The 10,967-nt window shown below is 62.2% G+C and carries 10 protein-coding genes; 5 read left to right on the top strand and 5 right to left on the bottom strand.

All coding sequences use genetic code 11. From position 1 onward, the window contains the following. The first annotated feature begins 114 nt into the window (after positions 1–114). From BLW50_RS14470 to BLW50_RS14480, 3 genes are read left to right on the top strand one after another with little or no spacing between them, the layout of a single operon-like run. Positions 115–1,425, top strand: a complete 1,311-nt coding sequence (locus BLW50_RS14470) for an aromatic ring-hydroxylating oxygenase subunit alpha (protein ID WP_210186081.1) — start codon at positions 115–117, stop codon at positions 1,423–1,425. Beyond that, a complete protein-coding gene (locus BLW50_RS14475) occupies positions 1,422–1,934 on the top strand; it encodes an aromatic-ring-hydroxylating dioxygenase subunit beta (RefSeq protein ID WP_090703715.1) in 513 nt (170 codons plus the stop codon). The genes BLW50_RS14470 and BLW50_RS14475 overlap by 4 nt, the downstream gene beginning before the upstream one ends. Before the next feature lie 18 nt (positions 1,935–1,952). After that, positions 1,953–3,035 (top strand): mandelate racemase/muconate lactonizing enzyme family protein, encoded by a 1,083-nt coding sequence (locus tag BLW50_RS14480; protein ID WP_090703717.1) that lies wholly within the window; start codon positions 1,953–1,955, stop codon positions 3,033–3,035. A gap of 85 nt (positions 3,036–3,120) precedes the next feature. On the opposite strand, the gene BLW50_RS14485 is transcribed toward BLW50_RS14480, so the two are convergent. The 4 genes from BLW50_RS14485 to BLW50_RS14500 all read right to left on the bottom strand — a co-directional run bounded on the left by BLW50_RS14485 (position 3,121) and on the right by BLW50_RS14500 (position 7,232). Further along, positions 3,121–4,104: a Bug family tripartite tricarboxylate transporter substrate binding protein gene (locus BLW50_RS14485; RefSeq protein ID WP_090703720.1), complete on the bottom strand. Its 984-nt coding sequence runs from the start codon at positions 4,102–4,104 to the stop codon at positions 3,121–3,123. Between the two features lie 184 nt (positions 4,105–4,288). Next, complete coding sequence (locus tag BLW50_RS14490; RefSeq protein ID WP_090703722.1) at positions 4,289–5,155, bottom strand: HpcH/HpaI aldolase/citrate lyase family protein; 867 nt, start codon at positions 5,153–5,155, stop codon at positions 4,289–4,291. Continuing rightward, positions 5,152–6,390 carry a CaiB/BaiF CoA transferase family protein gene (locus tag BLW50_RS14495; RefSeq protein ID WP_210186082.1) on the bottom strand — a complete coding sequence of 413 codons (1,239 nt, stop codon included), beginning with the start codon at positions 6,388–6,390 and terminating at the stop codon, positions 5,152–5,154. Before BLW50_RS14495 ends, BLW50_RS14490 begins: the two co-directional genes overlap by 4 nt. A gap of 8 nt (positions 6,391–6,398) precedes the next feature. Next, a complete protein-coding gene (locus BLW50_RS14500) occupies positions 6,399–7,232 on the bottom strand; it encodes an HTD2 family dehydratase (protein WP_090703727.1) in 834 nt (277 codons plus the stop codon). Positions 7,233–7,290: 58 nt separating this feature from the next. Here BLW50_RS14500 and BLW50_RS14505 point away from each other — a divergent pair, with 58 nt between their 5' ends. Both BLW50_RS14505 and fumC read left to right on the top strand, forming a co-directional pair. After that, the gene (locus tag BLW50_RS14505; protein WP_090703730.1) at positions 7,291–8,289 is read left to right on the top strand and encodes a LysR family transcriptional regulator; all 999 of its coding nucleotides are present in this window, start codon (positions 7,291–7,293) and stop codon (positions 8,287–8,289) included. A 269-nt stretch (positions 8,290–8,558) separates the two neighbouring features. Next, positions 8,559–9,977, top strand: a complete 1,419-nt coding sequence (gene fumC / locus BLW50_RS14510) for a class II fumarate hydratase (protein ID WP_090703734.1) — start codon at positions 8,559–8,561, stop codon at positions 9,975–9,977. Between the two features lie 15 nt (positions 9,978–9,992). On the opposite strand, the gene BLW50_RS14515 is transcribed toward fumC, so the two are convergent. Beyond that, entirely contained in the window at positions 9,993–10,967 is a 975-nt protein-coding gene (locus BLW50_RS14515) for a heparan-alpha-glucosaminide N-acetyltransferase (protein WP_090703736.1), read from the bottom strand.

The following is a 10,967-nucleotide window of genomic DNA, read 5'->3' on the forward strand; positions in this document are numbered from 1 at the left end:
TAGATGCTGCTCTCCGGTGTCGGCCCGACGGGCCGACACCGTGCAGGACCACGCCGGAGAAGCCGCACCATAAGCCTCTCCGACGCGGCCCCAGCCGAAATCAAGAGGTGCAATATGCCCACCATGGAAACGTCCAAAACCGAATCGCGCTCCTTCGTCGTCGACGATCCGCAGAAGGGCGTGTTTTTGCTCGATCGCGAAGCGCTCGTCTCCGACGATGTGTTGCGCGCCGAGATCAAGAACATCTTCGCCAAATGCTGGATCTATGTCGGACATGGATCCGAACTGAAAAAGAACGGCGACTTCCAATCCAGGAAAGTTGCCGGCCGCCCCATCATTTTCGCGCGCGACGGCAAAGGTCAGGTGCGCTGCTTCTTCAACACCTGCCGCCATCGTGGTGCGATGGTGTGCACGGAGCGCCATGGCAATGTCCGCCGCTTCAGCTGCGTCTATCACGGCTGGATCTACAACAACGATGGTTCGCTTGCCCGCATTCCCGGCGATGAAGCCTATGTCGAGAATTTCGACACCAGCGGCCTCGGCCTGAAATCGCCCGCGCGCTTCGAACAGTACCGCGACTTCTGGTTCATGTGTCTCGATGAGAACGTGCCCGCGCTCCCCGACTATCTGGGCAAGGCCACAGACTATATCGATCTCGTCATCGAACAATCGCCTTCCGGCAAGATGGAAGTTCTGCACGGCACGCAGGAATATGACGTGCAGGCAAACTGGAAGCTGATGGTCGAGAACAGCGTCGACGACTATCACCTGCCGACCACCCATTCGACCTGGCTCAACTTCATGGCCAATTCGGGCGTCAAGGTGGAACCGCCGAAAGACAAGGATCTGGTGTTGCCGACGCGTGGCTTCGCCTTCGATCTCGGCAATGGCCATTTCACCACGGACAACGTCAACTTCCGCGGTCGTCCGGTCGCCGCCTGGATTCCGCTCTATGGCGAGGGCGCCAAGGCCGAGATGACGGAGATGCGCGCCGAACTCGTCGAGCGTCTCGGCGAAGACCGCGCCCGGCGGGTTGCCGATACCAATCGCAATCTGGTCATCTTCCCCAATCTCGTCATCAACGACGGTTCGTCCGTCACCATCCGCACCTTCTTCCCCGACGGGGCGAACAAGATGCAGGTGACGGCCTGGGCGCTTGGCCCAGTGGAAGAAAGCGAAGCGGCACGGGCGCGCCGGCTCGACGCCTTCCTGACCTTCTACGGCCCCGGCGGCTTCGCCACGCCCGACGATGTCGAGGCGCTTGAACTGGTGCAGCAGGGTCTTGCCAACTGGTCGGAAGACCGCTGGTCGGAAATGTCGCGTGGGTTCGGACGCGAAGGCGAACAACTCAACAGCGACGAACATCACCTGCGCACATTCTGGCGCCACTGGAACAAGATGATGATGACGGGAGCGCAGGCATGAGCGCGCACGCTGAGACCCTTGCGCCGGTGAAAGTCACCCGCGCCGAAGTCGAGGACTTCTTTTACCACGAGGCAGCCTTGCTCGATGAGTGGAAGCTCAAGGAGTGGGAAGCGCTGCTGACAGATGACGCGACCTATTACGTGCCGCCGAACGACGACCTCGCCGGTTCGCATAAGGATACGCTCTACATCATCTCCGATGATCGCGAGCGCATTCGCCAACGCATCATCCGCGTGCTCGATCCCAACTGCCACGCGGAATTCCCGAAGTCGCGCACCTGCCGGCTGATCACCAACGTCCGCATTAACAGCGTGGATGGCGATCTGGTGACGGCGAGCGCGAATTTCATCTGCTATCGCTATCGCCGCTACCAGCGCGAGTTCAGCTATGTCGGCACCTATCGCTATACGCTGCGTAAGGATGGCGACAGTTTCCGCATCAAGGAGCGCCGCGTGTTCCTGCATGCCCACGAACTGGGCCGGCTGGGCTCGGTGAGCTTCATTCTGTAACGGAGCCAGACAAGAACGATGACGACGATCGAACGGGCGAGCGCTAGTCTCGTTCCCTACAAACTTGAACAGGCAGTCGGCGGCTCCGGAGTGGCAGCCGTCGACATGATCGTCGTCGAGCTGACCGATAGTGACGGGGCCACCGGCCTCGGCTTTTCCTATGTGCTGGGCGGCGGCGGCGAACTGGCGCTGCGCGCCGCCGAAGCGCAACTGGCGCGCTTCGTGCGCGGACAGCCGGCACAGGCGCCACGAGCTTTATGGAAGAAGATTTCGCAAAGCTTCAACCGCACGGGCCTTGGCCCCAATCTCGTCGGCCTGGCGGCCGTCGATGTCGCCGCTTGGGATCTCCAGGCCCGGCGCCAGAACGTGCCGATGGGCGTCGCCATGGGCGGCCAGATCCGCGCCACGCCGGTCTATGGCAGCGGTGGGTTCAATGTCGTGCAATCGGCGGCGGATGCCGCCAGCGTCGCGGAAGCAGCCGTGAAGCGCGGCCTGGGCGCCGTCAAACCGCGCATCGCCGGTGTCCGCAAGGATGTCGAGGTGATCGCCACCGTGCGCCAGGCGATCGGCAATCGGGCCCATATGATGCTCGACGCCAACGAAAAATGCGATCTCGCCACGGCGCAATGGCTGATGGCGCATGCGCGCGACAATGACGTGCTCTTCGTCGAGGAACCGCTGCCGGCCAGCGCCCTCAACGGCTATAAAGTGCTGAGCCAGATGGCTGGCGCGCCGATCGCCACCGGCGAGCATCTGCAGGGCCTGCGCGATTTCACCGCCTTCATCGCCGAGGGCATCGTCAGCGTGGTGCAGCCTGATCTGGCCATGATCGGCGGCCTGACGCCGTCTCTCGATCTAGCGATCCTCGCAGAGGCTTTCGATGTTTCGGTGAGCCCGCATTTCCTGCCGGGGCTTTTCGTTCATCTTGCCGCCGCCTCGCCGGCGGTGCGCTGGCTGGAAGAATTTCCGCTGCTTGAGCCGATGTTCGAGGGCCTGCCCGAGATTGCCAAGGACGGCACGATGAGCGCCACGGCGGCACCGGGCCACGGCCTGTCGCTATCGAAAAAGGCGCTCGCGGTGCAAGCGCCTTTCCCTGGATAGGCATTCTCAGCCGTAACGTTTCTGCGTTCGAGAAATTCTAAGCAAAATCACGTTTCTACCGAAACGTGATTTGCTCTAGGTCTGATTACTCGACCTTGATTTTGGCCTTCTCGACAACCTCGTGCCAGCGCTTGGTTTCGCTGGCGATGATGTCGCGGAATTCCTGCGGCGTCGTCGGCCACGGCTCTGCGCCGTCACGCTCCAGCGCCTCCTGCATCGCTTTCGATGCCAAGGCGCCATGCACTTCCTTGGTCAACTTCGCGACGATGTCGTCGGGCGTTCCAGTGGGCGCCATCATGCCGTACCACTGGGTCGCATCGAAGCCCGGCACACCCGCCTCAGCAATGGTCGGAATGTTCGGATCCGACTTCAACCGATTGGGACCGGAGACGCCGAGCGCGCGCATGGTGCCGGCACGCGCATGGGGCAGAACGGCGGGACCGCCGGTCATCATGAACTGAATCTGGCCGGAGAGAAGATCGGCGACCGCCGGCGACGTCCCACGATACGGGACATGCGTCATTTGCGTGCCGGTCGCGACCATGAAAGCGGCGGTGGCGATATGCGCCGCGCTGCCGTTGCCGCCAGAACCGTAGTTGAGCTTGCCCGGATTCTGACGCGCATATTCAATGAACTCGGCGACGTTCTTCACCGGCAACGACGGATGCACGACGAGCACGTTATAGACACGCGCCAGCATGCTGATGTGCGCGAAGCTCTTGATCGGATCATATTGCAGATTGGAATAAAGTGAAGGGTTGACGCTCAGCGTGCCGATATGGCCCATGCCAACGGTGTAACCATCCGCCGGAGCCCGCGCCAAGGCGACGCTGCCAACGGCGCCACCAGCGCCTGGCCGGTTTTCGGTGACCACGCCCTGGCCCCAAGTCTCGGTGAAACGTTGACCAATCAAACGCGCCAGAATGTCGGTTGAACCACCCGGCGTGAACGGCACGATCATGGTGATGTTCTTCGTCGGCCATTGTGCCTGCGCCGATGACGAGGCGATGCCGCCAGTCGATACGGCCAGCGAAGACGCAGTCAATTGCAGAAAACGGCGGCGATCCATTTTAAAGTCCTCCCTAGTGTCTTTCGTGGACCTACTATGTCGTGATGCGTCCGTCTAGCAGCCGTTGCGGTTCAAGGCTGCGAACCGCAAGGACACATCAAACACACGCACACTTTCTCTTCGTGATTGGACGGCGACGCGGAGACTTAAAATTTCAAAACCGCCTATGACTATTGTTACATAGTCAAGCCGTCTGCACGGATGTCTGCTTCACCTGAAGAATACGACGGGCCCGTTCGACAACGGGCAGATCGACCATCCGGCCTTGAACCGTAGTCGCACCGAGGCCCGCCTGCTCAGCGTGAGCATAAGCGACAACCACTTCGCGCGCCCATTCGAACTCGGCCCTGGTCGGAAAAAATCCGCGATTGAGAAGAGACACGACATTGGGATGAACACAGGTCGCGCCATCGAAACCATGCTGGCGCGCCTCAAGCGTAGCCGCCATAACAGCGTCGACATCGCGGAAGTCAGCGACACTTCGTAAAAGCCCGAGAGAGCGCAAACCCGCCGCCTTGGCTGCGAAATGAACCATGAGTTTTGGCCATCGCAACATGTCGGGCGTCGGGCTGGCATTCATACTGGTGGCCAAATCTTCGCCACCGGTAATCAGTCCCCAATTCCGCGCCGTCGCCGTTGCGATGGCCGAAGCATTGAGAACCGAACCAGGGTCTTCGACGATCGGTACCAGACGCACCGGATCCGTCCGCGCCATCGCGCGTTCAATGCGAGAGAGGTGATGGTCGAGGGCTTGCAGCATCTGCGGCTTGCTGGCTTTCGGCACCAGGATGCCATGAGCGCCGGCAAGACAGGCGGCCGCTGCGTCATCCTCTTGCAGGCCCGTCTCGGCGGCATTCACGCGCACGAAGACGGTGGCGCCGTTCTGACCGACCGATGCGATCGACTGCGCCAATCGTTGGCGTGCGCCGGCCTTTTCGGCCGCCGGTACGGCGTCTTCGAGATCCAGGATGATCGCGTCGGCATCGCGCTCATGCGCCTTGGCGATGAACTTCTCCGAATTGCCGGGGACGTAGAGCAGTGAGCGGATCATTGGGGAGCCCTCTGCGCTGCTTCAGTCATCTTGCCTCCGCCGATCACGCCGGATTGGAACAGGGCTTCGATATCAGCTTCGTCAAATCCAAGCTCCTGCAAGACGGCGTGCGTATCCTGGCCTGCGGCCTGCGCCGAGAAACGCGTTACCGACGCCTGTCCATCGAAACGCACGGCGGACGCGACATCGATGATCGGCCCTTCGATGGGATGATCGCGATGCTGGAGCAGGCCCGTCGTCACAATATGCGGATCTTCCAACAAGGACTCGATCGAATGACACGGCATCACCGGCACGCCCGCTTCGGTCAGCGCCCGCAACCAATAGTCGCTCGGTTGATGCTTGAGAGCGTCGGCCCGCATCGCGAACCAATCCTTCGACGCGGCGAAGCGCGCAGCCACGGTGCGGAAACGCGGATCATCAAGCAGTTCCGGTCGCCCCACGGCCTTCAGAAAAGCATGAACCTGCGGATCCGTGTTGCAGGTCACGCTGACCCATCCATCGGATGTCGCGATCGGCAGGTTGTCGGGCGCCAGGATACGGCTATCGCCAGAGTCCCCGCGTGCCGGACGGAAGGTGGCGGCACCGAGATGTTCCTGCAGCACGAAGGCGGCCAGCGTCTCCATCATCGGGATCTCAAGCTGGCCGCCGCGCCCTGTTTGGCTGCGCCGGAACAACATCGCCGTGATGGCGCCGGCCGTGACTTCTCCGACCACATGGTCGGCCAGCAGAAACGGCGCATAACTCGGACGGCCATCGCGCTTAATGAACAGTCCCGCCACACCCGCGGCGCCCTGGATCACCGTGTCATAAGCCGGCCTGCCGCGATAAGGGCCCGGACCAAAGCCGGTGATCGTGCAGTGGATCAATCGCGGATGCTTTGCCAGGCAGGTCGCCGCGTCGAGGCCGAGGCGGGCAAGCGACTCCGGACGTATGTTGGTGATGAAGATATCGCTCTCGCTGAGCAACCGCGTCAGCACCGGCCTGCATCCGGAATGTTTCAGATCAAGCGCCACAGATCGTTTCGACCGATTGAAGTGCATGAACTTCGGCGACATGAAGCCCGACTTGGAGGCTCCGCCCAGCGTGCGCAGCAAATCCCCGTCCAAGGTTTCGATCTTGATGACCTCGGCGCCCATGTCCGCCAGGCGCAAAGTCGCCGAAGGACCGGCGACGACGCTGGTGAGATCAAGGACGCGGACACCTTCCAGTGGCAAGGGTTCCTTTAAGGACACGGGCTCGCTCATTTCGCCACCACTTCGATAGCGATCCGCCCTTGGTCTTCGGCCCACAGCCGCCATCCTTCGCCGAGCGGCGCGACGCAGAGGCTGATCTCGCGGTCACAAAACAGGAGCCCGAGATTCTTCGCCTCGTAATAGGAGGGCTCCTGCCCCGTCACGTCGCGGAACAGTTGCAGCAGGAACAGGGCGGTCAGTCCACCATTTACGACCAGCGACGGATAGCCTTCGATCTGCGTGGCGTAGGATTGGTCATAGTGAATGCGGTGCGCGTTGAAGGTCACTGCGGAAAAGCGAAACAGCAGTGGCGTGGTCGGGCGGAAGGCGCGCTGGTGGAGCGCCGTGCGCGGCTCAGGCTTCTGCGGCTTGGAGCCTGCGTCCTCGGACGCATTCTCCGACCCGCGATAGATGATGTCCTGTTCCTCGACAATCGCCGGCTCGAGCAGATCCGCGCGCGAGATCGCGTGCCGGACGGTGACGATCATCAAGGGACCGCTCCGCCCGTTCTTGTGCCGGACTGCGGCGATTTCACTGACACGCCGTAAAGGCTCTCCGATGCGGACGGGCGAATGGCGCCAGACCCGCCTGCCGCCATGCACGCGCCGGGGCAGAGGGGAGCTCGGCATCAGCCCGTTCGGCTCAGGATGACCATCCGGGCCAAGGTCAGCCTGTCGCGCCAGCGGCGGGAACAGGATCACCTGCCAGCCGAGAGGCAAGGACTGGCCGTCATCGCAGTGCGCAGGGTCCAGATTAAGCAGCGCAGCCAAGCGCTTAACATTGGTCAGCGCGCAGGTGTCCCAGGCTTCTTCGCGCCTGTTCAAGGTGTCGATCGCGTTCATGGGGCGACGATAGTCGTCCCGCCGATATGTTGACTACGTCACTCAATTGGCGGAATCGATGCGTCTGATGCAACTATCGAGAGGGCGGCGCGACGCATGCTTGATACCCATGCTTGACACTCCTGCCCTCAGCGCTTTCGTCGCGGTGGTGGACGCCGGCAGCGCCCATGCGGCCGCGCGGCGGCTGGGGCTTTCCCAGGCCGCGCTCTCGCGGCGGCTGCAACGCCTGGAGACGTCGCTCGGCATCAAACTCTTTGTCCGCGCCGGACGAGGCCTTGCGCTCAGCGCGCAGGGCTCAGCGCTGCTGCCAAAGGTGCGCGCGCATCTTGAGGGGCTCTCCGACGCCCTCAAGACCGTCCGTGACGATGTCCGTTATGGCGTACCAACCGTGACGTTTGGCTGTCTGCCGACGCTCTGCACCTCGGTCCTGCCCCAAGCGCTGGCGACGGTGAGTAAGCGCCACCCGGATATTCGCCTCAGGATCCACGATCTTTCGGCGACCGAAATTCGCCACAACATCGCTGATGGCTCTGCGGATGTCGCGGTGACTTATCTTGGCATCGAAGAGAGCGGCTTCAGCCAACAGGCCATCATCGAGGAACCGATGGTTCTCGTGGTGGCGAAGGAACACGCGCTCGCGCAACAGACGCACTTAGCCTGGAGCGCGCTGCGCGGTGTTGATCTGATCGGCATCGGACCTCAATCAGGTCTTCGTCGTTTGCTTGAAGACGCGCGTCCGATCATCGGCTTTGATCTGAATTGGCGTCATGAAGTGCAGCATATCACGACAGCGCTGCAACTCGTCGCCTCGGGATACGCCATGACCGTGGCGCCGCTGCTCGCGCTTCAGGGCGGCGCCGGCGACCATCTGCACGCAATCCGCTTGGGAGAGACGCCGCTCCATCGCCGCCTGGGTAGCCTCTGGCGCGCCGGAGAACGCCTGACGCCCGAAGCCGAGGCCGTCCGCCGGGAAGTTGGCGCAGCGCTCAGGGCCGAACTTGCGCTGCGCATGAACGCATTGATGACAGGCCACAGCCGACGTGCTGAGCCAGATTAACTGGCCGAGAGTCCTATGAGACAAATTCTAAAGCTATTTCGACCGGCTCGACTTCACCTTAGAATTTCATTTCATCTTGGAGCTTGACCTGGAGCCTCAACTTCACCTTGCCAATGTGACGCGATGGTGATGGGCTGCGCTCTGTTGGAACGACATGGCAACTCATTGCAATCCAACGGGCTTACTTCAGTCCCCTGTTGCAAGCCCCGATCACAATAACGCCCCGAAGGCCGGATCAGATCGGCCCTCTTGGAATACCGGAGTTTCAAATGACCAATCCCTCCCCGCTGCCGGTTTATGGCCAACGCACCGAGACCGATAGTTTCGGGCCGATCGAGGTCGAGGCGAGCCGGTATTGGGGCGCGCAGACGCAGCGCTCCCTGGAGAATTTCCGCATCGGCGGCGAACGCATGCCACTGGCCCTGATCCATGCTCTGGCCCTGATCAAACGCGTCGCGGCGGAAGCCAATCGCGACCAGGGCCTGCTCGATGCGCCACGCGCCACCGCCATCATCGCCGCAGCGCAAGAGGTGATGGACGGCCGGTTCGACGACCATTTCCCGCTGGTCGTCTGGCAGACCGGATCTGGCACGCAGACCAATATGAACGTCAATGAAGTGATCGCCAATCGCGCCAGCGAAATGATGGGCGGGCAATTGGGCACCAAGTCGCCGGTGCATCCCAACGATCATGTCAACATGTGCCAGTCGTCGAACGATTGCGTGCCGACGGCGATGAATATCGCTGCCGCTGTCGAAGTGGCGCATCGGTTGTTGCCGGCACTCGATGCTCTGGCTGGCGCGCTGACCGCGAAGGCGGAAAGCTTCGCCGCCGTCGTCAAAATCGGCCGCACCCATCTGCAAGATGCGACGCCCGTGACCTTGGGCCAGGAATTCGGTGGCTACGCGGCACAGGTGCGCTATGGCGCGCAACGGCTGCGCGAGGCCCTGAGCCATGTGATGGCGCTGGCGCAAGGCGGCACCGCTGTCGGCACCGGCCTCAATGCTTGGCAGGGATTTGCCGAACAAGTGGCCGAGCGTGTGGCGCAAGCAACGCAATTGCCCTTCGTCAGCGCCGCCGACAAATTCGAAGCGCTCGCCAGCCATGATGGTCTGGTGTTCCTGCATGGCGCGCTCAACGCCTGCGCCACGGGACTTTTCAAGATCGCCAATGATATCCGCCTGCTCGGCAGCGGCCCGCGCGCCGGCCTCGGCGAACTGGCGCTGCCGGAGAACGAGCCTGGCTCCTCGATCATGCCCGGCAAGGTCAATCCGACCCAGGTGGAGGCGATGACCATGGTCTGCACCCGCGTGTTCGGCAATCAAACCACGGTGACGGTCGCCGGCTCGCAGGGACATCTCGAACTGAATGTCTACAAGCCGGTGATCGCCCAAGCGATACTGCAATCAATCCGCCTGCTCGCTGACGCCGCCGCGAGCTTCCAAACGCATTGCGTCGAAGGGTTGGAAGCAAACCAGGCGCGGATCACTGATCTGCTGTCGCGCTCGCTGATGCTGGTGACGGCGCTGGCGCCGAAGATTGGTTATGACGCGGCGGCAGCCATCGCCAAGGCGGCGCACCATCATGGCACGACCTTGCGCGAAGAGGCGCTCAAGTCAGGCCTCGTCACCGCCGACGAGTTCGACGCCATCGTCCGGCCTGAGTTGATGCTCAAGCCGGAGCGTTGATTGCCGGAGCGCTGATTAAGGGCTGCTCTCAGGTCTGATGCGGCGCACGCATTGTTGGGTCATCGCGTCATAAGTGACGCGTTCGCCCGGCTCGAGATTGTTGCGCAGCACTTTGTCCCACAGACCCGCCGTTTGCGCTTCCTTCACGACGCAGGAACAAGCGGCGGTGCAATAGGCCCGATCCGGCTGCACTTCGAGGCAACGGGCCTCGCAGGCGCGCTGGAAGGAAGCTGTCGGCGTGTCCTGCGGCAACTGCCGTTGGACGGCGAACAGCGACACCAAAAAGGCGACAGCCAGCAGCAATGGCTGGTGTGTCAGATAGACCAAGAGCGAATGGCGCCCGCCCAAGGCCAGAAGGCGCCGCGCCCGATTGCTCTCCTGCCATGACAGCAGCGTGGCCGGCCAGCGTTCGAAGGGAATCGCCTGCACCAGAGCAAGGCCGAGCAAGGTAAAGCCACTCCACGGGAACAGCGGCCGCCAATCGTTCGTACGCGGCTCTTCGAAGCCGAGGCCGAGCCACCAATTGAACGGATCGAGCGTCTCGCTGGCGAAGATAGGCGCAGCGATGATGGCCAGGCCGGCAAGCAACGTCAGCGGCCAGGGCACACGCGTGAACAGCAAGGCCAACAGGCTCGCGACGACAATGCAATGCAGGATGCCGAAGAAGATATAGCTGTCGGGGAAGAGATAATAGGTGACGAGCGTGACCAGCGCCGCCGCCGCGACGATCATCGATAGGCGGAAGAGCCAGGGCTTCCATTTAATCCCGTTGCGCGTCGCCAAGGCATGGCTGACACCGACCAGCGCCAGGAAGCTTCCGGCGATGACGTGGCCGAAGAATTTGAACGCCGGGCTGACCGGCATCTCCGGCGGGATGACGCGAAAGAAGCCGAGATCCCAGATGAAGTGATAGACGAACATCGCCGCCAAAGCGGTGCCGCGTGCGGCATCGACAATGGCGAGACGAGCGGAGGGGCGCGCCTGATTCAT

It is taken from the genome of Beijerinckia sp. 28-YEA-48 (genome assembly GCF_900104955.1).
Taxonomy (GTDB): domain Bacteria; phylum Pseudomonadota; class Alphaproteobacteria; order Rhizobiales; family Beijerinckiaceae; genus Terripilifer.